22 protein-coding genes are annotated in these 23,064 nt (G+C 69.3%); 14 read left to right on the forward strand and 8 right to left on the reverse strand.

Annotated elements, in window-relative coordinates; translation table 11 throughout:
- Window positions 1-212 precede the first annotated feature (212 nt).
- From KUD94_RS00470 to KUD94_RS00485, 4 genes are all read left to right on the forward strand, one after another.
- The gene (locus KUD94_RS00470) at window positions 213-1,367 is read left to right on the forward strand and encodes a 3-deoxy-7-phosphoheptulonate synthase (RefSeq protein ID WP_218237972.1); all 1,155 of its coding nucleotides are present in this window, start codon (window positions 213-215) and stop codon (window positions 1,365-1,367) included.
- 77 nt (window positions 1,368-1,444) lie between these two features.
- Window positions 1,445-2,428, forward strand: coding sequence for an MDR family oxidoreductase (locus KUD94_RS00475; RefSeq protein ID WP_218237973.1), 984 nt, complete (start codon window positions 1,445-1,447; stop codon window positions 2,426-2,428).
- Between the two features lie 66 nt (window positions 2,429-2,494).
- Window positions 2,495-3,673, forward strand: coding sequence for an alpha-hydroxy acid oxidase (locus tag KUD94_RS00480; protein WP_218237974.1), 1,179 nt, complete (start codon window positions 2,495-2,497; stop codon window positions 3,671-3,673).
- 191 nt (window positions 3,674-3,864) lie between these two features.
- Window positions 3,865-5,016 carry a DNA polymerase IV gene (locus KUD94_RS00485; RefSeq protein WP_218237975.1) on the forward strand — a complete coding sequence of 384 codons (1,152 nt, stop codon included), beginning with the start codon at window positions 3,865-3,867 and terminating at the stop codon, window positions 5,014-5,016.
- Window positions 5,017-5,034: 18 nt separating this feature from the next.
- Here the strand turns inward: KUD94_RS00485 and KUD94_RS00490 are convergent, their stop codons facing one another.
- From KUD94_RS00490 to KUD94_RS00510, 5 genes are all read right to left on the reverse strand, one after another.
- Window positions 5,035-6,606 (reverse strand): PAS domain-containing methyl-accepting chemotaxis protein, encoded by a 1,572-nt coding sequence (locus KUD94_RS00490; RefSeq protein WP_218237976.1) that lies wholly within the window; start codon window positions 6,604-6,606, stop codon window positions 5,035-5,037.
- A 222-nt stretch (window positions 6,607-6,828) separates the two neighbouring features.
- Complete coding sequence (gene queF, locus KUD94_RS00495) at window positions 6,829-7,674, reverse strand: NADPH-dependent 7-cyano-7-deazaguanine reductase QueF (protein WP_218237977.1); 846 nt, start codon at window positions 7,672-7,674, stop codon at window positions 6,829-6,831.
- Between the two features lie 87 nt (window positions 7,675-7,761).
- Window positions 7,762-8,616, reverse strand: a complete 855-nt coding sequence (locus KUD94_RS00500; protein WP_218237978.1) for a 2OG-Fe(II) oxygenase — start codon at window positions 8,614-8,616, stop codon at window positions 7,762-7,764.
- Window positions 8,613-9,395 (reverse strand): peroxide stress protein YaaA, encoded by a 783-nt coding sequence (gene yaaA, locus KUD94_RS00505; RefSeq protein WP_218237979.1) that lies wholly within the window; start codon window positions 9,393-9,395, stop codon window positions 8,613-8,615. Before yaaA ends, KUD94_RS00500 begins: the two co-directional genes overlap by 4 nt.
- Before the next feature lie 163 nt (window positions 9,396-9,558).
- Complete coding sequence (locus KUD94_RS00510; protein ID WP_218237980.1) at window positions 9,559-12,459, reverse strand: Rne/Rng family ribonuclease; 2,901 nt, start codon at window positions 12,457-12,459, stop codon at window positions 9,559-9,561.
- Window positions 12,460-13,012: 553 nt separating this feature from the next.
- Between KUD94_RS00510 and KUD94_RS00515 the strand changes: the two genes are divergently transcribed.
- From KUD94_RS00515 to KUD94_RS00530, 4 genes are read left to right on the forward strand one after another with little or no spacing between them, the layout of a single operon-like run.
- Entirely contained in the window at window positions 13,013-13,999 is a 987-nt protein-coding gene (locus tag KUD94_RS00515; RefSeq protein WP_218237981.1) for an RluA family pseudouridine synthase, read from the forward strand.
- Complete coding sequence (locus KUD94_RS00520) at window positions 13,996-14,664, forward strand: HAD family hydrolase (RefSeq protein ID WP_218237982.1); 669 nt, start codon at window positions 13,996-13,998, stop codon at window positions 14,662-14,664. Before KUD94_RS00515 ends, KUD94_RS00520 begins: the two co-directional genes overlap by 4 nt.
- Window positions 14,664-15,047 (forward strand): Rieske 2Fe-2S domain-containing protein, encoded by a 384-nt coding sequence (locus KUD94_RS00525; RefSeq protein WP_218237983.1) that lies wholly within the window; start codon window positions 14,664-14,666, stop codon window positions 15,045-15,047. Before KUD94_RS00520 ends, KUD94_RS00525 begins: the two co-directional genes overlap by 1 nt.
- 3 nt (window positions 15,048-15,050) lie before the next feature.
- A complete protein-coding gene (locus tag KUD94_RS00530; RefSeq protein ID WP_218237984.1) occupies window positions 15,051-16,094 on the forward strand; it encodes a S49 family peptidase in 1,044 nt (347 codons plus the stop codon).
- A 14-nt stretch (window positions 16,095-16,108) separates the two neighbouring features.
- Here KUD94_RS00530 and KUD94_RS00535 read toward each other — a convergent pair whose 3' ends face one another.
- From KUD94_RS00535 to KUD94_RS00545, 3 genes are read right to left on the reverse strand one after another with little or no spacing between them, the layout of a single operon-like run.
- Window positions 16,109-16,903: a crotonase/enoyl-CoA hydratase family protein gene (locus tag KUD94_RS00535; protein ID WP_218237985.1), complete on the reverse strand. Its 795-nt coding sequence runs from the start codon at window positions 16,901-16,903 to the stop codon at window positions 16,109-16,111.
- A 6-nt stretch (window positions 16,904-16,909) separates the two neighbouring features.
- Window positions 16,910-17,680 carry an SAM-dependent methyltransferase gene (locus tag KUD94_RS00540; RefSeq protein ID WP_218237986.1) on the reverse strand — a complete coding sequence of 257 codons (771 nt, stop codon included), beginning with the start codon at window positions 17,678-17,680 and terminating at the stop codon, window positions 16,910-16,912.
- Complete coding sequence (locus tag KUD94_RS00545; RefSeq protein ID WP_218237987.1) at window positions 17,677-18,276, reverse strand: Maf family nucleotide pyrophosphatase; 600 nt, start codon at window positions 18,274-18,276, stop codon at window positions 17,677-17,679. The genes KUD94_RS00540 and KUD94_RS00545 overlap by 4 nt, the downstream gene beginning before the upstream one ends.
- A 25-nt stretch (window positions 18,277-18,301) precedes the next feature.
- Here KUD94_RS00545 and KUD94_RS00550 point away from each other — a divergent pair, with 25 nt between their 5' ends.
- The 6 genes from KUD94_RS00550 to fabG all read left to right on the forward strand — a co-directional run bounded on the left by KUD94_RS00550 (window position 18,302) and on the right by fabG (window position 23,060).
- Entirely contained in the window at window positions 18,302-18,856 is a 555-nt protein-coding gene (locus KUD94_RS00550; RefSeq protein WP_218237988.1) for a YceD family protein, read from the forward strand.
- A gap of 115 nt (window positions 18,857-18,971) precedes the next feature.
- Window positions 18,972-19,163: a 50S ribosomal protein L32 gene (gene rpmF, locus KUD94_RS00555; RefSeq protein ID WP_218237989.1), complete on the forward strand. Its 192-nt coding sequence runs from the start codon at window positions 18,972-18,974 to the stop codon at window positions 19,161-19,163.
- Window positions 19,164-19,290: 127 nt separating this feature from the next.
- The gene (plsX, locus tag KUD94_RS00560) at window positions 19,291-20,340 is read left to right on the forward strand and encodes a phosphate acyltransferase PlsX (RefSeq protein WP_218237990.1); all 1,050 of its coding nucleotides are present in this window, start codon (window positions 19,291-19,293) and stop codon (window positions 20,338-20,340) included.
- Window positions 20,340-21,317, forward strand: a complete 978-nt coding sequence (locus tag KUD94_RS00565; RefSeq protein ID WP_218237991.1) for a beta-ketoacyl-ACP synthase III — start codon at window positions 20,340-20,342, stop codon at window positions 21,315-21,317. The genes plsX and KUD94_RS00565 overlap by 1 nt, the downstream gene beginning before the upstream one ends.
- 52 nt (window positions 21,318-21,369) lie before the next feature.
- Entirely contained in the window at window positions 21,370-22,323 is a 954-nt protein-coding gene (gene fabD / locus KUD94_RS00570; protein WP_218237992.1) for an ACP S-malonyltransferase, read from the forward strand.
- Window positions 22,320-23,060 carry a 3-oxoacyl-ACP reductase FabG gene (gene fabG / locus KUD94_RS00575; protein WP_218237993.1) on the forward strand — a complete coding sequence of 247 codons (741 nt, stop codon included), beginning with the start codon at window positions 22,320-22,322 and terminating at the stop codon, window positions 23,058-23,060. The genes fabD and fabG overlap by 4 nt, the downstream gene beginning before the upstream one ends.
- Window positions 23,061-23,064: the final 4 nt, after the last annotated feature.

The raw sequence follows: 23,064 nt of genomic DNA on the forward strand, positions 1-23,064 counted from the left end.
CGGCCCATGTTGCAGTGCGGCAGAAAAGCGTGCTACATTGGTTTCATGGCTTCGCACCACGCGTTCTACTTTTACTTCTGGTTCTCGACCCCGGCGGTTGAGAGGTAGGCGCGCACGCACTGAGCCCAGTCCTCATCAGAAAACCGCCGAAGCGACAAGCCCGGCGGTTTTTTTTTGCAGTTCCACATCCACTCCAAGCAAGGAAGAGCGTCATGAACCCCCCCAGCAGCAAGAACGAGACCTGGCAGTACGGCAGCGCCACCACCAGTGCCACCGACGACCAACGCATCCAGGAAATTGCCGTGCTGCCCCCGCCAGAACATCTGATCCGCTTCTTCCCCATTCGTGCCACGCCCGTGGAAACGCTGATCGCGGACACGCGCCGGCGCATCCATCGCATCCTGCGCGGCGAGGACGACCGCCTGCTGGTCGTGATCGGCCCCTGCTCCATCCACAACCCCCAGGCCGCGCTCGATTACGCGCGCAAGCTGCAGGCGGTGCGCGCGCAATACCAGAACGAGCTGGAAATCGTGATGCGCGTGTACTTCGAAAAGCCGCGCACCACGGTGGGCTGGAAGGGCTTGATCAACGACCCCTACCTGGACGGCAGCTACCGCATCGACGAGGGCCTGCGCATCGCGCGCGAGCTGCTCATCGACATCAACCGCCTGGGCGTGCCTGCGGCCAGCGAACTGCTGGACACCATCAGCCCGCAATACATCGGTGACCTGATCAGCTGGGGCGCGATCGGCGCGCGCACCACCGAAAGCCAGGTGCACCGGGAACTGGCCTCGGGCATGTCCGCGCCCATAGGCTTCAAGAACGGCACCGACGGCAACGTGCGCATCGCCACCGACGCGATACAGTCCGCCAGCCGCGGCCACCACTTCCTGTCGGTGCACAAGAACGGCCAGGTGGCCATCGTGCATACCGCCGGCAACCAGGACTGCCACGTGATCCTGCGCGGCGGCAAGGAACCCAACTACGACGCGGCCAGTGTTGCCGCGGCCTGCGAATCGCTGGCGGCCGCCGGCCTCACGCCCTCGCTGATGATCGACGCCAGCCACGCCAACAGCCGCAAGCAGCACGAGCGCCAGGTCGAGGTGGTCGGCGACATCGCCGGCCAGGTGGCCGCGGGCTCGCGCAGCATCTTCGGCGTGATGATCGAGAGCGCGCTGGTGGAGGGCGCGCAGAAGTTCACCCCGGGCAAGGACGATCCGCGCCAGCTCGTCTTCGGCCAGAGCATCACCGACGCCTGCCTGGGCTGGGACGATTCCCTGGGCTGCCTGCAGACCCTGGCGGGGGCCGTGGCCGCGCGCCGCGCCAAGACCACGGCGGCGCAAGAGGAAGCGCTGGCTACCGCCTGATGCCGGTGTAAGCTCCCGTAACCGAGGCTGGCGCCGCAAGGCGCCGGCCCGCCGGACAGCACACAGGAGCGAACGCCATGTTTCAAGGCATCTGGATCGACAAGGAAGACGGCCAGTACCGGGCCGATCTGCGCGGCATCACCAAGGAGCAACTGCCCGAAGGCGATGTGACGGTGCGCGTGAGCCACTCCACGCTCAACTACAAGGACGCGCTGGCAATCACCGGCAAGTCGCCCGTGGTGCGCACGTTTCCGATGGTGCCGGGCATTGACTTCGCCGGGGTGGTCGAGACTTCGTCCCATCCCGACTACAAGAGCGGCGACTCGGTGGTGCTCAACGGCTGGGGCGTGGGCGAGAAGCACTGGGGCGGGCTGGCCGAGTTTGCCCGTGTGCAGGGCGACTGGCTGGTGCCGTTGCAGGCGCCGTTTTCGCTGCGCCAGGCCATGGGCATAGGCACGGCGGGCTACACCGCCATGCTCTGCGTGATGGCGCTGGAGCGCCATGGCCTCACGCCGCAAAGCGGCCCGGTGGTGGTCACCGGCGCGGCCGGCGGCGTGGGCAGCGTGGCGGTGGCGGTACTCGCCCGGCTGGGCTACGAGGTCAGCGCCGTTACCGGCCGGCCCGAGCAGGCCGACTACCTCACGCGCCTGGGTGCGCGCCACATCGTCGAGCGCGCGTCGCTCAGCGCGCCGGGCAAGCCGCTGGCGCGCGAGCAGTGGGCCGGCGCGATCGACGTGGCGGGCGGCTACGTGCTGGCCAACGTCTGCGCCGCGATGCGCTACCGCGGCGTGGTGGCGGCCTGCGGCCTGGCCTCGGGCATGGATTTTCCGGCGACGGTAGCGCCCTTCATCCTGCGCGGCGTCACGCTCGTCGGGGTGGACAGCGTGATGGCGCCGCGCCCCGAGCGCCTGCAGGCCTGGAAGCGCCTGGCCAGCGACCTGGACGTGACGCTGCTGGACGCGATCACCCAGGAGGTGCCGCTGGCGCGCGTGCTCGAACTCGCGCCGCAGATGCTTGCGGGCAAGGTGCGCGGGCGCGTCGTCGTTGCGGTGCGCGGCTGACAGCGGCGCACGCGCCGGCGGCTGCGGCGCTACCATGCGCGGTTTGACTCCATTGCTGCCCCCACCATGCCCAAGCTTGCGAAGATGACCTGCATCGAGGACTTGCGCGTCGTGGCACAAGACCGCGTGCCGCGCATGTTCTACGACTACGCCGACTCCGGCTCGTGGACCGAGAGCACCTACCGCGCCAACGAGCGCGCCCTGCAGCGCATCCAGTTTCGCCAGCGCGTGGCGGTCAACCTCGAAGGGCGCAGCACCGCCACCACTATGGTCGGCCAGAAAAGCGCGATGCCGGTGTGCATCGCGCCCGTGGGTCTGACCGGCATGCAGTGGGCCGACGGCGAAATCCATGCGGCGCGCGCGGCCGAGAAGTTCGGCATACCGTTCACGCTCTCGACCATGAGCATCTGCTCGATCGAGGACATCGCCGAGCACACCAGCTCCGACCTGGTGTTCTGGTTCCAGCTCTACATGATGCGCGACCGCGAGGCCATGGCGCGCATGATCGCCCGCGCGCGCGACGCGGGCTGCAGCGCGCTGGTGCTGACGCTGGACCTGCAGGTGATAGGCCAGCGCCACAAGGACATCAAGAACGGCCTGAGCGCGCCGCCGCGGCCCACGCTGGCCAACATCTTCAACCTCATGACCAAGCCGCGCTGGTGCCTGGGCATGGCGCGCACGCGCCGGCACAACTTTCGCAACCTCGTCGGGCACGTCAAGGGCGTGTCGGACATGAAGTCGCTCGCCGCCTGGACCAACGAACAGTTCGACCCCCGCCTGTCCTGGGCCGACATCGACTGGGTGCGCCAGCAGTGGGGCGGCAAGCTCATCCTCAAGGGCATCATGGAAGCCGAGGACGCGCGGCTGGCGGCCGAGCACGGCGCGGACGCCATCGTCGTGTCCAACCACGGCGGGCGCCAGCTCGACGGTGCGCCCGCCAGCATCGAGGCGCTGCCGGCCATCGTCGATGCAGTGGGCGATCGGCTCGAAGTCTGGGTGGATGGCGGCATCCGCAGCGGCCAGGACGTGCTGCGCGCCTGGGCTCTGGGGGCCAAGGGCACGATGATAGGGCGCGCGATGGTCTACGGCCTGGGCGCGTTCGGCGAGGCGGGGGTGAGCAAGGCGCTTGCCATCATTCATCGCGAGCTCGACGTGAGCATGGCGTTCTGCGGCCACACCAACATCCAGAACGTGGACCGCTCCATCCTCGTGCCAGGCACCTACCCGCTGGCGCCAGATTCTTGATTTTGATAGCTGCTTGCGCTGTATTGGCAAGGGTTTCAGTGATGAATCTACTTGAAATCGTTTAGGGCAGCGCGCAAGCGGCTATGAATTGAGGACAGGCTGGCGCGTTTTCACGGCCATGCACGGGCCGGCGCGCGACAATCGGGCGCGTGAGAGCCGCCGCTTCCCCCCGCCGCATCGCCCACCTGGACATGGACGCGTTCTACGCCTCGGTCGAGCTGCTGCGCTACCCCCAGCTCAAGGGCCTGCCCGTGGTCATAGGCGGCGCGGCCAGCGGGCAGGACCGCGCGCGCAGCCTGGCCTACGCGGGGCGACTGCACGAGGTGCCGCTCGCAGCCTTTCCCCGTCTGGCCAGCTACGTCGGGCGCGGCGTGATCACCACTGCCACCTACCCGGCGCGCGCCTTTGGCGTGGGTTCGGCCATGGGCATGATGAAGGCCGCCCGCCTGTGCCCGCAGGCGCTGATGCTGCCGGTGGACTTCGCCGAATACCGGCGCTGGTCGCGCCGCTTCAAGGAGGTCGTCGTCTCGATCGCGCCGGTGATGGAAGACCGCGGGGTCGATGAGGTCTACATCGACCTGAGCGCTCTGCCTGAGGCCGGCATCGACGGCGGGCGCGTGCTGGCGCAGCGCCTGCAGCAGCGCATCCTGCAGGCCACCGGCCTGAGCTGCTCGATCGGCGTGGCGCCGAACAAGCTCATCGCCAAGATGGCCAGCGAGTTCGAAAAGCCCGGCGGCATCGCCGTCGTGCAGCCCGAGGACTTGCAGCCACGCATCTGGCCGCTGGCCTGTCGCAAGATCCACGGCGTCGGGCCCAAGACCGATGCGCGCCTGCAGCGCTGCGGCATCCACACCATCGGGGAGCTCGCCGCCCGCCCGCGCGCCTGGCTGATGGCGCAGTTTGGCGCGGCCCACGGCGCATGGCTGCACGACGCCGCCTGGGGGCGCGACGAGCGCCCCGTACTCACCGAGAGCGAGCCGGTGAGCATGAGCCGCGAAACCACCTTCGAGCGCGACCTGCATGCGGTGCACGACAAGGCGCTGCTGGGCCGCATCTTCACCGAGCTGTGCGAGCAGGTGGCATGCGACCTGCGCAAGGACGGCTACCTCGGGCGCACCATAGGCATCAAGCTGCGCTACGAAGACTTCAAGATCGTCACGCGCGACCACACCATCGCCGAGCCCACGCAAGACGCCGCGCACATCCGGCGTATCGCCGGGCTGTGCCTCAAGCGCGCACCGCTGCAAAAGCCGCTGCGGCTGCTGGGGGTGCGGGTCGGGTCGCTGCTCAAGGCGTCTGAATGGCGGGATCAACCCGCAGCGCAGGAGCTGGCGCTGTTTTGAGCCGCGCCCCTTTCTGCCTCACGCCACCTGGCGCATCTTGAACACGTCGAGCGTGCGCCCCAGCACCCCGGCGTTGTCGCTCATGGCCCGTGCGGCGGCGGCCGATTGTTCGACCAGTGCGGCGTTCTGCTGGGTCATGCGGTCCAGGTCGGCCACGGCGTGGTTGATCTGCTCGATGGCGCTCGATTGCTCGCGTGCCGAGCCTTGCATGTCGGCCATCAAGTGGCTGACGTGTTGCACCGATTGCACCATGCTCTCCATCGTTTTTCCTGCGGCCTGCATTTGCCGTGCGCCGCCGCGTATCTGCAGGACCGATTCGCCGATCAGGCCGCGCACCTCGGCGGCCGCTTGCGCGCTGCGCTGCGCCAGCGAGCGCACCTCGCTGGCGACCACCGCGAAGCCCCGGCCCTGCTCGCCCGCGCGGGCGGCCTCGACGGCGGCGTTCAGCGCCAGGATGTTGGTCTGGAACGCGATGCTCTCTATGGTGGCGATGATCTGCTCCATCGTGCGCGAGGATTGCTCGATGGCTTGCACCGCCTCGCCCGCCTGGCTCACTTCGCGTCCGCCGTCGCGCGCCAGAGCGGCGCTGCGTTCGCTGTCAGCCAGGATGCGCCGGGTAGCGTCCACCGACTGATGCACCGTCCCCGCCAGCTCTTCCATCGTGGCGGCGGTTTGCTCCAGGTAACTGGCCTGCGCCTCGGTGCGAGCCGAGAGGTCTTGTGCGCCTTGGGCGATTTCGGAAGACGTCGTGCCGAACTTGCCGATCTCGTGGCGTGCGTCGCCGACCACGGCGTGCAGGTTGATCTGGACCTGGCGCAGCGCCTGCATCAGTCGCGCCAGCGGATGACGGCCTTTCGTTTGGCAACTGCCGCTGGTCAGATTGCAACTGGCCAGATCTTGCGCGAAACGATTGGCATCGTGGATGGCATCGGTGATACGCCGGTGAAAGCGCCACAGGATCACGGCGCCGATGACCAGCAGCGCCAGAGACTGCGCCAGCGCGACCCGAGGGCCGTGCCAACCCAGCCACGCCGGGGCCGCAGCCATTGCCAACAGCGGCAGCATCATCACCGCCAGGCGTTGGGTGAAATTGGTGCGCCCGAGCTTGCCCAAGGCATCGCGCCAGCCTCTGGGCCGCACCCTCCCGGCATGCAGCTCAAAGCTGGGCCGGGCCCGTTCGCGTTCGGCCTTGATGCGCGCATACAGCGCCTCGGCCGCCTTGATTTCCTCGCGCGTGGGCTTCTCGCGCACCGACATGTAGCCTTGCGGCTTGCCGTCGGCCATGATGGGTGTGACGTTGGCCCGCACCCAGTAGAAATCGCCATTCTTGCGGCGGTTCTTCACCAGGCCACGCCAACTGCGCCCGTGGCCTATGGTGGCCCACAGGTCCTTGTAGGCCTCGGGCGGCATGTCCGGATGGCGGATGAGGTTGTGCGGCTGCCCCAGCAGTTCGTCCATGCCGTAGCCGCTGACCCGGGAAAAGGCGGCGTTGCAGTGCGTCATGCGGCCCTGCTTGTCGGTCACCGACATCAGCAGCTCCTCGGCGGGGAAGTCGTATTCGGTTTGCGTGACGGGCAGATTGACGCGCATGGCAGCGAACAGGTCGCAAGAGTGAGGGAATGCGCGCAAGCCCCCGAGGCGGCTGCGCGCGTGGCGCGGGACGGGCGGATTATCGAGAACGAGTGGGCGCCTGGACAGGAGAAAAATGCCGTCTTTTTGACGTGGCGCAAGAGTTTTGAAAGCTGTTTGGAAGATCGGTCGAGCACGCCGATGGATGTCCGGATGCGCGCCCCGATCGGATTGCGCGGCGCGCTACTGCCGCGCGGTGCGCCCGCCGCGGGGTAGCGCCATGGGGTGGCTGGTGCGCAGCGGGTTGATGTCCAGGCCGCCGCGGCGGGTGTAGCGGGCGAAGACGGTGAGCTTGATCGGCTGGCAGCGCGCGCGGATGTCGCCGAAGATGCGCTCCACGCACTGCTCGTGAAAGCCCTGGTGCTCGCGAAAGCTCACCAGGTAGCGCAGCAGCCCGGCCTGGTCGATTTGCGGGCCGCTGTAGTGGATCTGCACGCTGGCCCAGTCGGGCTGGCCGGTGACCGGGCAGTTGCTCTTGAGCAGGTGGCTCACGAGGACCTCTTCTACCGGCGCCTCGTCCAGCGCGGCGCTGAGCAGCTCGGGCGCGGGCTGGTAGTGCGTGCATTCCACCTGCAGACGGTCCAGCAGCAGGCCGTCGAGCTCGTCGATGTGCTCGCTCTCGAACTGTTCGGGCAGCAGCAACTGCACGCCCACGCTGCCGGGGTGCTCGGCGCCGCGCCAGGCGGCGGCGCTCAGGTCTGCGCGCAGGCGCTCGCGCACCGCTTCGGGGCCGTCAAAGGGGGTGGCGTTGAAGCTGTTCAGGTAGAGCTTGAGCGATTTGCTCTCGATCAGGTTGGGCGTCTCGCACGGTATGGTCAGGCGCGCCAGCGCCACCTGGGGCTTGCCGCGGCGATCGAGCCAGGAAAGCTCGTAGGCGGTCCACAGGTCTGCGCCGAAGAAGGCCGGGGCTGCGCTCAGGCCTGCGGCCTCGCGCCCTTCGGCGCGGGCGATGGGGTAGAGCAGCGCGGGGTCGTAGTCGCGCGGGTAGCTGCTGGGCGCGCCCAGCGGGGAATGCTGGAGGGAGTTCATCTCTTGAATTGATAGCTGCTCGCGCTTGTCCGGCAAGCGTTTGGGCGGCTTTTTGCTTTGAATTTACGACGGCGTCTGCCCGGGCTTTCAGCGAAATTCGCGCTCGCGCAGCCACTTGGTGGCGATCCATTTTTCGCCCTCGATGACGGGCGCGCCGCCGTGCAGGCTGCGTGTGCTCGGGTGCGGGCGCTCGTAGCTGAAGAAGACGGCGTTGCCGCGGCAGGGCGCGACTTCCAGGTGCACGTCGGGGAAGATGGTGGCGCCGCCCTTGGCCGGGTCGTTCAGGTAGATCACCAGCGTGCCCACGCGCTGGCCGCCGCGCGCCAGGATGGCGGCGGTGCCGGGCTGCTGCGGGTCGAAGTAGTCGTAGTGCGGCTTGTATTCGGCGCCCGGCTGGTAGTTGAGCACCTGCAGCCCTTCGCCGTTTTGCACCGGCCAGTTGAGCAGGCGCGCGATGCGCTCCTCGATGGCGCTGATGACGGGGGTTTCGCCGCGCTGAAAGAACATGCCGTCGCTGGTGCGTTCCTGGTTCACCTCGCCGTCGCCGGTGTCCTGGCGCACGGTGAGCGAGCGTTTCAGGCGCGGCCTGGCGGCGGCGATCAGTGCGTCGCATTCTTCGGGCGCGAGCAGACCGCCGAACAGCACCACGCGTGGCGAGGCCAGGGTCATCAAGACCTGCACCCGGCGATCGCCCAGGTCGATGTACAGCGGCGCCTCGTCCAGCGCCGGCTCGGGTACGGGCACCGCGGGCGGCCAGCCCTGGGTGCGGGCGGCCTCGTCCACGTGGCTGCGCAGCACCTGCTCGATGGCGTCGACGGCCACGTCCTCGCTCCAGCCAACCTTGCACATCGCGCCGATCAGCGCGGGCGCGCTCACGCCGGCGCCGGCCTGCTCGATGATCCAGGCGCGCAGCTCTTTGGTGATGGTCTGGCTTGCGCTCATTGGGCCTCCTTGCGGCGAAACACCAGACGCTCGGCGCTCGATGCGGCGGGCGCGAAGGCGTAGCCGGCGCGGTCAAATTCCTGCAGTTGCTCGGGCCGGCTGGCGCGCTGCTCAATCGCCCAGCGCGCCATCAGGCCGCGCGCGCGCTTGGCGTGAAAGCTGATGATCTTGTAGCTGCCGCCCTTGTAGTCCTCGAAGACGCAGGAGAGCACGCGCGCCTTGAGCGCGGCGGTGTCGACCGCCTTGAAGTATTCTTGCGAAGCCAGATTCACCACTACCGGGCTGCGCGCGCCGCCCAGTTGGGCGTTCAGGGTTTCGCTGATGCGCATGCCCCAGAACTGGTAGAGATTGGCGCCGCGCGCATTGGCCAGGCGCGTGCCCATCTCCAGCCGGTAAGGCTGCATCGCATCGAGCGGGCGCAGCACGCCGTACAGGCCGCTGAGTATGGCCAGGTGCGCCTGCGCCCATTGCAGATCGCGCGTGCCCAGGCTGGCCGCCTGCAGCCCGTCGTACACGTCGCCGTTGAAGGCCAGCGCCGCGGGGCGGGCGTTGGCCGGCGCGGGGTCTTCGCTGAAGGCCGCGTAGCGCGCGACGTTGAGCGCGGCCAGCTTGTCGCTGATGGACATCAGCGCCGCGATCTGCTGCGGCGACTTTTCCCGCAGCAGCGCAATCAGCGCGTGGGTGTGCTCGAGCAGGCGCGGCTCGGTGGGCGCCGGCAGCCCCTGGGGCAGCGGGCTGACGTAGTCCAGGGACTTGGCAGGAGAGAGCAGAAACAGCATGGCGCAAACAAGGCAAGAGTGGCTGCCATTGTCCCGCAGCCGGAGCGGGCGCAAAAACAAGGGCCTGCCACGCGAAGCGGCAGGCCCGGAACTTGGTGCTCAAAAGCGCTGCAAACCCTTGTCCGACAAGCGCTTGCAGCTATCAATACCGATGTGTTCTGGCTCAGGCCTGGCTGTCAAAGGGCAGTTGCACCTGGCGCAGGTCGCGGCGGGTTTCGACCAGCACCAGCGGGCCTTCGTCCAGCACCGGCGGCGCGGGCCGCTCGCGCGGCACATGCACCGGCTTGGGCTCGGCGGCGATCGCGGCCTGCACCGCGGCGACCTTGTCGGCGTCGGACTGCACCCACACCAGGCCGCTGGCGGCGGCGCTCTCCTGCAGGCTGTGCAGCGGCAGCGCATAGGGCTGCTGCGGCGCGCTCGCCGGGGTGCTGGCAGGTGCTTGCGCTGGCGCGGGCTGGGCCACGGCGGCCGGTGCCGGTGCGGGTTCGGCAGCCAGGGTGACGTCGATGTGCTCCTGCGACGGCAGCGGGCTGGCCGGGCCGCCGGGCGAGGTGACGTCGATCAGCGTCTGCGGGCCTTCGTCCTCGGCGGCCGGTGCGGCGGCGGATGGCTCCGCAGCAGGCTCTGCGGCCGCGGCGAAGTAGCTGCGCCGGGCGGGCGCGGCGGCTTCTTCGGGCTCGAGCATCACCGTCGGCGCGAAGTCCGCTGGCGGCTCGCTGTCGGGCGCCTGGGCGTTGGTGTCTTCGGCGGCTTCTGCGCTGCGGCTGCCGCGGCGGCGGTCGCGCCCATAGCGGTCGCGAGAGCGGCGCGGGCGGCGCTCGCCGTTGGCCTGCGTTTGCTCTTCGGTGTGCTCTACCGCGCCAAGCTGGATCACCGCCTCATCGCCCGAGGTGCTGGCCATGGTGTCGGTGGTGCCCAGCGGCGTGGCGGGTGCTGCGCTGGCGGCCTGCTCGGCGGCGTCGCGCTCGCGCGGCTCGCGCCGGCGGCTGCGTTCACCGTTGCCTCTGCTGCGCTCGGTACTGCGCTCGCTCGCCTCGGAGTCGGGCGTGCGGCCGTTCTGGCGCGACTCACCGGCCTCGCGCTGGCCGTTGCGCGGCTCGCGTGCTTCGCGCGGTTCACGCGGTTCACGCGGTTCACGCGGGGTGCGCGGGGTGCGCGGCTGGCGCGCACGCTCCTGGCCGTTGGCCTCGGAGCGTTCGCCGCGTTCGCCGCGCTGGCCGCCGCGGCGCCCGCCACGGCGCTGTCCGCTGCGCTCTTCGCGCCCGGCTCCGGCCTCGGCAGCCGGTGCGGGTGCAACCGGCGCTGCCGCTGGCTGCGCCGGCGCCGTGGCCATGCCGAACAAGCCCTTGAGCCAGGACAGAAAACCCTGCTCCTGCACCTGCACGCGCGGATGCAGCGCGGGCTGCACCGGCGCGGGGGCAGGTTCTGGCGCGGCCGGGCGCGGCTGGGCGACGGGCGCGGGCGCATCGGGCAGCACGCCTTTGATCACCGGGGTCTGGCGGTTGGTCGGCTCCTGCGAGCGGCGGGTGATCTGCGTCGGCTCTTCCTGCGCGTCGGCCATCTTGTAGCTGGCGTCCAGGTTGTCCAGGCGCGGGTCGTCGTGCTTGAGGCGCTCGAGCTTGTAGTGCGGCGTCTCCAGCCCCTTGTTCGGAATCAAGACGACGGAGATGCGCTGGCGCAGCTCGATCTTGGCGATCTCGGCGCGCTTTTCGTTGAGCAGAAAGCTCGCCACCTCCACCGGCACCTGGCAGTGCACGGCGGCGGTGCTGTCCTTCATGGATTCTTCCTGGATCATGCGCAGCATCTGCAGCGCAAAGCCCTCGGTGTCGCGCACGTGGCCGGTGCCGTCGCACAGCGGGCAGCGGATGTGCGCGCCTTCGGACAGAGCGGGCTTCAGCCGCTGGCGGCTCATCTCCATCAGGCCGAACTTGGAAATCGAGCCGAACTGCACGCGCGCGCGGTCCTGGCGCAGCGCATCGCGCAGGCGGCTTTCCACCTCGCGCCGGTTCTTGGCCTCTTCCATGTCGATGAAGTCGATCACGATCAGCCCGCCCAGGTCGCGCAGGCGCATCTGGCGCGCGACTTCGTCGGCCGCTTCCAGGTTGGTGCGCGTGGCGGTTTCCTCGATGTCGCTGCCCTTGATGGCGCGCGCCGAGTTCACGTCGATCGAGACCAGCGCCTCGGTGTGGTCGATGACGATGGAGCCGCCCGAGGGCAGCTGCACCATGCGCGCGTAGGCCGATTCGATCTGGTGCTCGATCTGAAAGCGCGAAAACAGCGGCGCATCGTCGCGGTAGCGCTTGACGCGCGCCGCGTGCTCGGGCATGACGTGGGCCATGAACTGCTGCGCCTGCTCGTAGATGTCGTCGGTGTCGATCAGGATGTCACCGATGTCGGCGCTGAAATAGTCGCGGATCGCGCGTATCACCAGGCTCGATTCCTGGTAGATCAGGAAGGCGCCCTTGCCCGCCTTGGCGGCGGTGTCGATGGCCGACCACAGTTTGAGCAGGTAGTTCAGGTCCCACTGCAGCTCGGCGGCCGAGCGGCCTATGCCGGCGGTGCGCGCGATGATGCTCATGCCCTTGGGGTATTCGAGCTGGTCCATCGCCTCCTTGAGCTCGGCGCGGTCCTCGCCCTCGATGCGCCGGCTCACGCCGCCGCCGCGCGGGTTGTTCGGCATCAAGACCACGTAGCGGCCAGCCAGGCTGATGAAGGTGGTCAGGGCCGCGCCCTTGTTGCCGCGCTCTTCCTTCTCGACCTGGACGATGAGCTCCTGGCCTTCCTTGATCACGTCCTGGATCTTGGCCTGGCTGGGCGAGACGCCCTCGGCAAAGTACTGGCGCGAGACTTCCTTGAATGGCAGGAAGCCGTGGCGGTCTTCGCCGTAGTCGACGAAGCAGGCCTCCAGCGAGGGCTCCACGCGCGTGACCACGGCCTTGTAGATGTTGCTCTTGCGCTGCTCGCGCCCTTCGATTTCGATTTCGTAGTCCAGCAGTTTCTGGCCGTCCACGATGGCCAGGCGCCGCTCTTCGGGCTGCGTGGCGTTGATGAGCATCCGTTTCATGATGCGTGTCCTTTGTTCCAAGCTGCGGCCTGCACGCGGCAAGGCGCCGCGCCAGGACCTGAAGCCCCGCGCAAACGGGGCCGCGAATGCCTGGGCCGAGGCACCGATGACGGCAGCGGGAAAGGCGCACGCACCCGGCGCGGGCCGCGCAAGCTGAGAGGCTCAGCTGCGCGGGCGCAGGGGTGGGGCGAGGATGAAGGCGAAATGCAGGAAGGGCGGCTTCGCTATCGGATTGGAAGCTGCTTGCGCCCGCCAGACGGGCGTTTCAGGCGTATTTGATGCACAAAATGCAGGCTCGCGCCCGCACCAGTGCGACCAGATCCACGCCAGAACTACCCACATGATTTCGCTTTGGTCCGCTGGCGCCCTGCGCGAGAGCAGAGGCAACCAGCCTTGAATTCCGTATGCTGTGTTTCGATGCATCAGCCGCCCGGGCGGTGCGTGCTGGCAAAAGGCACTCGCTTCCCGGTGGCATCAACCAACCTGCGCGACCGGTCGGGCTGGTGGCCACTAAACTTCAGCCACTTCAACCACTTACACACTCTTCGCTCAGGTGACCGCAATTATAGGGGGCAATCCCCCGGCAGCCCCGGCGGCGCGCCAGCTGCGGGTGGACGCCGAATCGGCCGGCCAGCGCCTGGACAACTTCCTGCTGCGCCAGCTCAAGGGCGTGCCCAAGACGCACGTCTATCGCATCATCCGCAGCGGCGAGGTGCGCCTGAACAAGGGCCGCAGCAGCGCCGACGCGCGCCTGGCCGAGGGCGATCTGGTGCGCCTGCCGCCGCTGCGTCTGGCCCAATCGGCGCCGGCGCCGGTCGCGCCCGCGCGCGAATTCCCCATCCTGCTCGAAGACGACTGGCTGATCGCGCTGGACAAGCCCGCCGGCCACGCGGTGCACGGCGGCAGCGGCGTGAGCTGGGGCGTGATCGAGCAACTGCGCCGTGCGCGCCCGCAGGCGCGCTTCCTGGAACTCGTGCACCGGCTGGACCGCGACACCTCGGGCGTGCTGCTCGTGGCCAAGCGCCGCAGCGCGCTCACCGCGCTGCAACAGCAGTTTCGCGAACGCCAGACCGGCAAGACCTATCTGGCCCTGGTGATCGGCACCTGGCCCGAGCGTTGCAAGCTGATCGACCTGCCGCTGCACAAGTACCTGCAGCCCGATGGCGAGCGGCGCGTGCGCACCACCAGCGCCCAGGACCCCGACGGCATGCGCGCCATCACCCTGGTGCGCCGGCGCAGCCTGCTGGCCGCGCGCCACGCCCAAGGCTTGCCCGCCCTGAGCCTGCTGGAGGTGACCATCAAGACCGGGCGCACCCACCAGATCCGGGTACACCTGGCGAGCCAGGGCCACCCTATCGCCGGCGATGAAAAATACGGCGACTTCGACCTCAACCGCCGCCTGCACAAGCAGGGGCTGGCGCGCATGTTCCTGCACGCCTGGCGCCTGGCCTTCACCCACCCGGCCAGCGGCGAGCCGCTGCAACTGCTGGCCGAACTGCCGCCCGAGCTGCAGCATTTCTTGGACGAGCCCAGCGCATGAACCCAGCCACCTCCCGCCGTTTTGACCTGATCGCCTTCGACTGGGACGGCACCCTGTTCGATTCCACCCGCATCATCGTGCGCTGCATCCAGCAGGCAGTGCACGACGTGGGCGGCGCGGTGCCGGACGAGGCGGCCGCGGCCTGGGTCATAGGCATGGCGCTGCCGCAGGCGCTGGCGCACGCGGCGCCCGACGTGCCGCCGGCCAAATACCCCGAGCTTGCGCAGCGCTACCGCCTGCACTACATGCGCCACCAGGACGACCTGAGCCTGTTTGCCGGCGTGCTGCCCATGCTCGAGCGCCTGAAGGCGCGCGGCCACCTGCTGGCCGTGGCCACTGGCAAGAGCCGCCGCGGCCTGGACCAGGCGCTGGCCAGCGCGCAGTTGCGCGGCGTGTTCGACGGCTCGCGCACCGCCGACGAAACCGCGGGCAAGCCCGACCCGCTGATGCTCAATGAATTGATGGCCGAGTTCGACCTGCCGCCCGAGCGCGTGCTGATGGTCGGCGACACCACGCACGACCTGGAGATGGCCGGCGCCGCCCGCTGCGCCAGCGTTGCCGTGGCCTATGGCGCGCACGCGAGCACGGGTTTTGCCGCGCTCTCGCCCCTGTTCGTGGCGCCCACGGTCGCGGGCCTGGACCACTGGCTTGCGGAGCACGCCTGATGGCGCCGCCCGAGCCGCAGGCCCAAGGCATCTACCTGTGCGACAGCGGCGCGCTCAGCGACGGCGGCCGCGGCGTGGCCTTCGACGTGGTCTACCGCGGTGAACGCCTGCGCGCCTTCGCGGTGCGCTGGCGCGGCCAGGTGCATGCCTACCTGAACCGCTGCAGCCACGTGCGCAGCGAACTCGACTACCGCGAAGGCCATTTCTTCGATGCCCGGGGGCAACTGCTGGTCTGCGCCACGCACGGCGCGGTGTTCGAGCCCGACACCGGCTGCTGCGTCGGCGGGCCGGGGCGCGGGCCGCTGGTGAAGGTGCGGCTGAGCGAATCGGCGGGCAGGGTGTACTGGCATACTGCAGCGCTGCTGCAACCGCCCCCGCCCTGACCGATGACCGACGCCCTGCGCCCAGACCCTGAAGATTCTGGGTCAAATCTGCCTGAAACGCCCGATCTGTGGGCGCAAAAAGCTATCAAAGACGGAGCAAACAAGACGAGGGCGGAACGCGCGCATCGCTGGGAGCGCGAAGTGCTGGAAAAGCTCGTGCTCGCCACCGTGCGCGAGCAGCGCGCCGCGCGGCGCTGGCGCATCTTCTGGCGCCTGCTGTGGCTGGCCATCGTCGGCGCCCTCATCTGGAATTTCAGCGCGCGCGAGCTCACCGGCGTGGCGCGCGTCTCGCCGCACACCGCGGTGGTCGACATCAAGGGCGAGATCGCCGCCCAGGCGCCGAGCAGCGCCGAATCGGTCATCGCCTCGCTGCGCAGCGCCTTCGGCGACCCGGGCTCCAAGGCCGTGGTGCTGCTGTTCAATTCGCCCGGCGGCAGCCCGGTGCAGGCCGGCATGATCAACGACGAGATCGCGCGCCTGAAGGCCAAGTACGACAAACCGGTGTACGCGGTGGTGGAGGAAGCCTGCGCCTCGGCCGCCTACTACATCGCTGCGGCCGCCGACGACATCTACGTGGACAAGGCCAGCATCGTCGGCTCGATCGGCGTGCTCATGGACGGCTTCGGCTTTACCGGCACCATGGACAAGCTCGGCGTCGAGCGGCGCCTGCTCACCGCCGGCGAGAACAAGGGCTTTCTCGACCCCTTCAGCCCCATGCTGCCCGAGCAGCGCGACTACGCGCTCAAGATGCTCGAGCAAATCCACCAGCAGTTCATCGCCGCGGTCCAGCAGGGCCGGGGCGAGCGCCTCAAGCCCACGCCCGAGACCTTCAGCGGCCTGTTCTGGACCGGGCAGCAGGCGGTGCAACTGGGCCTGGCCGATGGCCTGGGCAGCCTGGATTACGTGGCGCGCGAGATCGTCAAGGCCGAGGACATCGTCGACTACACCCAGCGCGACAACATGGCCGAGCGCCTGGTGCGCCGCTTCGGCGCGGCCTTTGGCGAAGCGGCGCTGCAGGCGCTGCGCAATCTGCCGGCGCTGCGCTGAACGCGCGCGGCACTTCAGTCGCGCTCGCCGCCGTCCGGGGCGGCCTGGCCGTGGCGCCCGGCGCCGCGCGCAAAGCGGGCCGCACCGGCGGCGCCTTCGGCCGCCACCAGCGGCACGCCCTGGCGCCCCTCATGCTGCAGCGCGGCCTGCAGCGGCAGATCCCACTGTGCGTAGGCAGAGTCGCGGTCGGCGCGCAGGCATTGCTGCGGAAAGGCCGCAAGCTCGCGCGCCAGCGCCAGCGCGGCTTCCAGCGCCTGGCCGCGCGGCACGACGCGCGAGACCAGGCCGATGGCCAGCGCCTCTGGCGCGCCCACCGCGCGCCCGGTCAGGATCAGGTCCAGCGCCCGCCCCATGCCTATGGTGCGCGGCAGGCGCACGGTGCCGCCATCGATCAAGGGCACACCCCAGCGGCGGCAGAACACGCCAAGCTGGGCGTCCTCGGCCGCCACGCGCAGGTCGGCCAGCAGCGCCAGCTCCAGACCGCCGGCCACCGCATAGCCCTCGATCGCCGCCACCAGCGGTTTGGACAGCGCCATGCGGCTCGGGCCCATGGGCGCGCGCGGCCCGCCCTCGGGGTCGAGCTCGTTGCGCAGCAGCGGGTCGGCCACCGCCGCCAGGTCGGCGCCGGCGCAAAAATGCCCGCCGGCGCCGGCGAGCACCGCCACGCGCAGCCGCTCGTCGGCCTCGAAGCGCTCGAACGCGGCGCGCAGCAAATCGGCCATGGGCCGGTGCACCGCATTGCGCTTTGCCGGGCGGTTGAGCGTGATCAGCGCGAGCACGCCGCGGGTTTCGAAGAGGACGTCGCTCATGGGCGTTCAGGCTCCTATCGCAAAGACCGTGGGCAGGCGCCCGATGTCTGCCGCGCCCTGGCTGCGCCAGGCGGCCACCGGCATGCTGCGCACGCGCGCCTGGGCCAGGGTCAGGCCGCTGGCCAGCGCCAGCCGGGTGCTGCCCTGCAGCTGCTGCACCAGCGCCTGCCACAGCGCGGCGTTGCGGTAGGGCGTTTCGATGAAAAGCTGGGTCTGTCCCTGCCTGAGGGCCAGCGACTCGAGCTGGCGAATGCGCTGAGCGCGCGCCTCGGCCTGCTGCGGCAGGTAGCCGACGAAGGCGAAGTTCTGCCCGTTCAGCCCGCTGGCCGCCAGCGCCAGCAGCAGCGACACCGGGCCGACCAGCGGCACCACGCTGATGCCCGCATCGTGCGCGGCGCGCACCAGCGCGCTGCCCGGGTCGGCCACCGCCGGCATGCCGGCTTCGCTCACCAGGCCCAGGTCGTGGCCTTGCAGCAGCGGCGCGAGCAGAGCGCGCGCGTCAAAGCCGCCGACGTGGTCGCCCTTCTTGTGCACCGCGTGCGGCAGCTCGGTGATGCTTTGCATCTGCAGCGGGCAGGCCAGCGCCTGGTGCTCGGCCAGGCGCTTGAGGTAGGCGCGGCAGCTCTTGGCGTTCTCGCAGACCCAGTGGCTGAGCGCGGCGGCGCGCACCATCGTCGCCTGGGGCAGCACCTCGGTCAGCGGCGCCTGGGGCGTGCAGCCGAAGTCCAGCGGCGCGGGCACCAGGTAGAGCGTGCCTGGCAGGGCGGGCGCGCTCATGGCAGGCGCACACCGGCGGCGCGCAGCAGTCGGGCCACGCGGATCAGCGGCAGGCCGACGAGGGCCGTGGGGTCGTCGCTGTCGATGGCCTCCAGCAGCGCAATGCCCAGGCCCTCGCTCTTGGCGCTGCCGGCGCAGTCGTAAGGGGTTTCGGCGCGCAGGTAGCGCTCGATCTCGTCCGCCTGCAATGTGCGAAAGCGCACGCGCACGCTGGCCAGGTCGGTCTGCAGCAGGCCACTGGCCTGGCAGGCGAGGGCGACGGCGGTGTGAAACACCACAGTCTGCCCGCTCATGCGCTGCAGCTGCCGCAGCGCGCGCTCGTGCGTGCCGGGCTTGCCCAGGGGCTCGCCGGCGAGGTCGGCCACCTGGTCGGAGCCGATCACCAGCGCCTGCGGCTCGCGCGCGGCCACCGCCTGCGCCTTGGCCCGGGCGAGCCGCAGCGCGAGCGCCGCAGGCGCTTCGCCCGCCTGCGGAGTTTCATCGACTTCAGGGGCCAGGACGCTGAACTCCAGGCGCAGGCGCTGCAGCAGTTCGCGCCGGTAGCGCGAGGTCGACGCCAGGATGAGCGCGGGCGGGTGAAGGGCGGTTTGCGTCATCGGGCGATTCTCTTACACTGCCTGCATGAGCAAGGCGTTCTCTGCAGACCGGCTGGATGTGAAGGCCTTCGCGCAGGCCGGCGCGCAGCTGTCGGGGCACGACACGCTGCTGCGCTACAAACGCCTGGCGCAGATGGCGCACAAGCTGCACCCCGACTTGCGTGTGGACTGGACGGCGCACGGCGAACTGCGCGAGCGCGCCGGCCTGCCGCCCGCCGTCTGGCTGCAGTTGCAGGCCACGGCCGAGCTGCCCCTGGTGTGCCAACGCTGCCTGGGCAACGTGGATGTGCCGCTGCAGGTGCAGCGCTGGTTTCGCTTCGTCCCCGATGAGGCCAGCGCCCTGGAGCAGGACAACGACAGCGAAGAGGATCTGCTCGTGCTCTCGCGCGAGTTCGACCTGCACGAGCTGATCGAGGACGAATTGCTGCTCGATCTGCCCCTGGTGCCGCGCCACGAGGAATGCCCGGTCGAGCTCAAGATGTCGGTCGGCGAAGAAGAGCTGCAAGAGAGCGCCGCACCCGCGGCGGCCAACCCCTTTGCCGCCCTGGCCAACTTCAAGCTGCGCGCCCCGGGCAAATGAGCGTGGACGCTCGGGGCGTTTCATTTATAATCGCCGGTTTCGCGTAAGCCTGCTGAGTTTGCGGCCGGGCTGGGCGCGCCGCTTCAGTTACCCCAAGACATCAGGATCTCGCACCATGGCTGTTCAGCAAAACAAGAAGTCCCCCTCCAAGCGGGGCATGCACCGCTCGCACAACGCGCTCAAGACGCCGGGCACGGCGCTCGAGCCAACCACGGGCGAAGTGCATCTGCGCCACCACATCAGCCCCAACGGCTACTACCGCGGCCGCCAGGTCATCAAGGCCAAGGGCGACGACGGCGAGCTCTGATCGCCCGCTGCGGCCCAGCGCAACTGCCGGGGCCCGCTGCTACCTCAGGGTAGCGCGGGCCCTTGTCGTTTTTGGTGCAGCCGCTTGCAAGTGACACAATCGCCGCCATTGCAAACACGAACACACGATGATTACCCTGGCAGTCGATTGCATGGGTGGCGACCATGGACCGCAGGTGACGCTCGCGGCCTGCCGCCGCTTTCTGGAGGCGCATGAAGACGCGCAATTGCTGCTGGTAGGCCAGTTGCCGCAGGTGCAGGCGCTGAGCCACGCGCGCGCGCACGCGGTGGCCGCCAGCGAGGTGGTAGCGATGGACGATTCGGTGGAGGTGGCGCTGCGCCGCAAGAAGGATTCGTCCATGCGCGTGGCCATCCAGCAGGTCAAGGACGGCGCCGCCCAGGCGGCCGTCTCCGCGGGCAATACCGGCGCGCTGATGGCGACCGCGCGCTACCTGCTCAAGACCCTGGAGGGCATAGACCGCCCGGCCATCGCCACGCAGATCCCCAATGCCCGGGGAGGCGCCACGACGGTGCTCGATCTGGGCGCCAACGTCGATTGCAGCGCCGAGAACCTGCTGCAGTTCGCCATCATGGGCTCGGCCCTGGTGGCGGTGCTCAAGGGCGAGCCGCGCCCCACGGTAGGCCTGCTTAACGTCGGCGAGGAGGCGATCAAGGGCAGCGAACTCATCAAGCAGGCCGCCGAGCTGCTGCGCACGGCCGGCGCGCGCGGCGATCTGAACTTCATCGGCAATGTCGAGGGCAACGACATCTTCCGCGGCGTGGCCGACATCGTGGTCTGCGACGGCTTTGTCGGCAATGTCGCGCTCAAGACCATAGAGGGGCTGGCCTCGATGATTGGCGGCTTCATGAAGGAAGAGTTCTCGCGCAGCATTTTTACCAAATTTGCGGCGATCGTCGCCTATCCGGTGCTATCTGCGCTCAAAAGGCGCATGGATCACCGGCGTTACAACGGCGCCGCCCTGCTCGGGCTGCGCGGCCTGGTGTTCAAGAGCCATGGTTCGGCCGATGCGCTGGCCTTCGAGCAGGCGCTGGTGCGCGCGTATGATGCGGCGCGCAATGACCTGCTGGCGCAAGTGCGCGGCCAGGTCGCTCGCGCGGCACCCTTGCTGGCTGCCGCAGAAACGGCCCTTGAGACCACCGCCTCGCCAGGACTTTGATGAGACGCTATTCACGCATAGTCGGCACGGGCAGCCATCTGCCGCCCCGCCGAGTCAGCAACGATGAGCTTGCCGCGCAACTGGCGCGCCAGGGGGTAGAGACTTCCGACGAATGGATCGTCGAGCGCACCGGCATCCATGCGCGCCACTTCGCCGAACCCGAGGTCAGCAGCAGCGACCTGGCCGAGCACGCGGCGCGCAAGGCGCTGGAGGCGGCGGGCCTGGGCGCCGACGACATCGACCTGATCATCGTCGCCACGTCCACGCCGGACATGGTCTTTCCCTCCACGGCCTGCATCCTGCAGCACAAGCTGGGCATTGCCGGCTGCCCGGCCTTCGACGTGCAGGCGGTGTGCACCGGCTTTGTGTACGCGCTGGCCGTGGCCGACGCCATGGTGCAGGCAGGAAGCGCGCGTTGCGCTCTGGTCGTCGGCGCCGAGGTTTTCAGTCGCATTCTCGATTTTTCCGACCGCACTACCTGCGTGCTGTTTGGCGACGGCGCTGGCGCGGTGGTGCTGCAGGCGAGCGATACGCCGGGCATCCTGGCCAGCGACTTGAACGCCGACGGCCAGCACGTCGGCCTGCTGTGCGTGCCCGGCCATGTCTCGGGCGGAGCGGTACTCGGGGATCCGCTGCTCAAGATGGACGGGCAGGCGGTGTTCAAGCTGGCGGTGAGCGTGCTTGAAAAGACCGCCCACGCCACGCTGGAGAAGGCCGGCGTCGCCGAGTCCGAAGTGGACTGGCTGGTGCCGCACCAGGCCAATATCCGCATCATGCAAAGCGCTGCGCGCCGGCTGCACCTGCCGATGGAAAAGGTCGTGGTCACCGTGGGCGAGCATGGCAATACCTCGGCCGCCTCGATTCCGCTGGCGCTGGACCATGCGGTGCGCGCCGGCCAGATCCAGCCGGGCCATCAAGTCCTGATCGAAGGCGTGGGCGGCGGCTTCACCTGGGGTTCGTTGCTTGTAAAAATGTAGCTGCTTGCGCTTGCTGGACAAGCGTTACAGCCGGATTTGATGCTTAACTGATATGGCAGTCACATTTGCTTTTGTCTTTCCCGGTCAGGGCTCGCAGTCGGTGGGCATGCTCGACGCCTGGGGCGATCACCCGGTGGTGGCGCAGACGCTGGCCGAAGCGTCCGAGGCGCTGCATGAAGACATCGGCGCGCTGATCCACAACGGGCCCAAGGAACAGCTGGCGCTCACCACCAACACCCAGCCGGTGATGCTGGTCGCCGGCGTCGCCGCCTGGCGCGTGTGGCGCGCCGAAGGCGGCGCCCTGCCGGTGGCGCTGGCGGGGCATTCGCTGGGCGAATACAGCGCCCTCGTGGCCGCCGGCGTGCTCAGCCTGGCGCAGGCCGCGCCCCTGGTGCGCCTGCGCGCTCAGGCGATGCAGGACGCGGTGCCGGTCGGCGCGGGCGCGATGGCCGCCATCCTGGGCCTGCCGGCCGAGCAGGTGGAGGCGGGCTGCCGCCAGGCCAGCGAGGCGTTTCCCGCCGGCTCGGGCGAGGTGGTGGAAGCGGTGAACTTCAACGACCCGGCGCAGACGGTGATCGCAGGTACGCGCGAGGGCGTGGCCCGCGGCTGCGAGCTGCTCAAGACCATGGGCGCCAAACGCGCGCTCACGCTGCCGGTGTCGGCGCCGTTTCACTCCAGCCTGATGAAGCCGGCGGCGGAAAAACTGCGCCAGGCGCTCGCCGAGCTGAGCCTGGCGCCGCCGCAGATTGACGTGGTCAACAACGTCGATGTGGCGGTGCAGCACGAGCCCGAGGCGATCCGCGATGCGCTCTACCGCCAGGCCTTCGGGCCGGTGCGCTGGGTGCAGTGCGTGCAGGCGCTGAGCGCACGCGGCGCCAGCCACATCATCGAATGCGGTCCGGGCAAGGCGTTGAGCGGCATGGTCAAGCGCATCGACGCCGCACTGGTGGCCGCCAGCCTGCACGACCCCGTGTCGCTGGCCGAAGTCAAGGAGTTGCTTGCATGAACACCCCCGCATCTGCGCGCATCGCGCTTGTTACCGGCGCTACCCGCGGCATAGGCGCGGCCGTCGCTGCGGAGCTGGCCCGGCGTGGCATGCTGGTCGTGGGCACGGCGACATCGAGCGAGGGCGCGGCGCGCATCGGCCAGGCGCTGGCGCCGCACGGCGGCCAGGGCGTGGTGCTGGACGTGACCGAGGCAGCGGCGGTCGACGCCGCCATCGACGCCATCGTCAAGACGCATGGCGGCCTGCACGTGCTGGTGAACAACGCCGGCATCACGCGCGACCAGCTGGCCATGCGCATGAAGGACGAAGACTGGGACGCGGTGATGGACACCAACCTCAAGGCGGTGTTTCGCGTCAGCCGCGCGGCGATCCGCCCGATGATGAAGCAGCGCAACGGCCGCATCATCAGCATCACCAGCGTGGTCGGCGCCTCGGGCAACCCGGGCCAGGCCAATTACGCGGCTGCCAAGGCGGGCGTGGCCGGCATGACGCGTGCGCTGGCGCGCGAGCTGGCCAGCCGCGGCATCACGGTCAACTGCGTGGCGCCGGGTTTCATCGCCACCGACATGACCGCCGGCCTGCCCGAGGAGCAGCACAAGGCGCTGCTCGGCCAGATTCCCCTGGGGCGCCTGGGCAGTCCAGAGGACGTCGCCCACGCCGTGGCCTATCTGGCCAGCCCAGAGGCCGGCTACGTCACCGGGCAGGAGCTGCACGTCAACGGCGGCATGTACATGTAGGACG

The sequence above is a fragment of the Comamonas sp. NLF-1-9 genome, from assembly GCF_019195435.1.
Classification (GTDB): Bacteria; Pseudomonadota; Gammaproteobacteria; order Burkholderiales; family Burkholderiaceae_C; genus Comamonas_C.

What these genes read in the sequence shown, in the direction of transcription:
- KUD94_RS00470 (WP_218237972.1), top strand. Translation starts at nt 213, where the DNA reads ATGAACCCCCCCAGCAGCAAGAACGAGACCTGGCAGTACGGCAGCGCC.
- KUD94_RS00475 (WP_218237973.1), top strand. Translation starts at nt 1,445, where the DNA reads ATGTTTCAAGGCATCTGGATCGACAAGGAAGACGGCCAGTACCGGGCC.
- KUD94_RS00480 (WP_218237974.1), top strand. Translation starts at nt 2,495, where the DNA reads ATGCCCAAGCTTGCGAAGATGACCTGCATCGAGGACTTGCGCGTCGTG.
- KUD94_RS00485 (WP_218237975.1), top strand. Translation starts at nt 3,865, where the DNA reads ATGGACGCGTTCTACGCCTCGGTCGAGCTGCTGCGCTACCCCCAGCTC.
- KUD94_RS00490 (WP_218237976.1), bottom strand. Translation starts at nt 6,606, where the DNA reads ATGCGCGTCAATCTGCCCGTCACGCAAACCGAATACGACTTCCCCGCC.
- queF (WP_218237977.1), bottom strand. Translation starts at nt 7,674, where the DNA reads ATGAACTCCCTCCAGCATTCCCCGCTGGGCGCGCCCAGCAGCTACCCG.
- KUD94_RS00500 (WP_218237978.1), bottom strand. Translation starts at nt 8,616, where the DNA reads ATGAGCGCAAGCCAGACCATCACCAAAGAGCTGCGCGCCTGGATCATC.
- yaaA (WP_218237979.1), bottom strand. Translation starts at nt 9,395, where the DNA reads ATGCTGTTTCTGCTCTCTCCTGCCAAGTCCCTGGACTACGTCAGCCCG.
- KUD94_RS00510 (WP_218237980.1), bottom strand. Translation starts at nt 12,459, where the DNA reads ATGAAACGGATGCTCATCAACGCCACGCAGCCCGAAGAGCGGCGCCTG.
- KUD94_RS00520 (WP_218237982.1), top strand. Translation starts at nt 13,996, where the DNA reads ATGAACCCAGCCACCTCCCGCCGTTTTGACCTGATCGCCTTCGACTGG.
- KUD94_RS00525 (WP_218237983.1), top strand. Translation starts at nt 14,664, where the DNA reads ATGGCGCCGCCCGAGCCGCAGGCCCAAGGCATCTACCTGTGCGACAGC.
- KUD94_RS00530 (WP_218237984.1), top strand. Translation starts at nt 15,051, where the DNA reads ATGACCGACGCCCTGCGCCCAGACCCTGAAGATTCTGGGTCAAATCTG.
- KUD94_RS00535 (WP_218237985.1), bottom strand. Translation starts at nt 16,903, where the DNA reads ATGAGCGACGTCCTCTTCGAAACCCGCGGCGTGCTCGCGCTGATCACG.
- KUD94_RS00540 (WP_218237986.1), bottom strand. Translation starts at nt 17,680, where the DNA reads ATGAGCGCGCCCGCCCTGCCAGGCACGCTCTACCTGGTGCCCGCGCCG.
- KUD94_RS00545 (WP_218237987.1), bottom strand. Translation starts at nt 18,276, where the DNA reads ATGACGCAAACCGCCCTTCACCCGCCCGCGCTCATCCTGGCGTCGACC.
- KUD94_RS00550 (WP_218237988.1), top strand. Translation starts at nt 18,302, where the DNA reads ATGAGCAAGGCGTTCTCTGCAGACCGGCTGGATGTGAAGGCCTTCGCG.
- rpmF (WP_218237989.1), top strand. Translation starts at nt 18,972, where the DNA reads ATGGCTGTTCAGCAAAACAAGAAGTCCCCCTCCAAGCGGGGCATGCAC.
- plsX (WP_218237990.1), top strand. Translation starts at nt 19,291, where the DNA reads ATGATTACCCTGGCAGTCGATTGCATGGGTGGCGACCATGGACCGCAG.
- KUD94_RS00565 (WP_218237991.1), top strand. Translation starts at nt 20,340, where the DNA reads ATGAGACGCTATTCACGCATAGTCGGCACGGGCAGCCATCTGCCGCCC.
- fabD (WP_218237992.1), top strand. Translation starts at nt 21,370, where the DNA reads ATGGCAGTCACATTTGCTTTTGTCTTTCCCGGTCAGGGCTCGCAGTCG.
- fabG (WP_218237993.1), top strand. Translation starts at nt 22,320, where the DNA reads ATGAACACCCCCGCATCTGCGCGCATCGCGCTTGTTACCGGCGCTACC.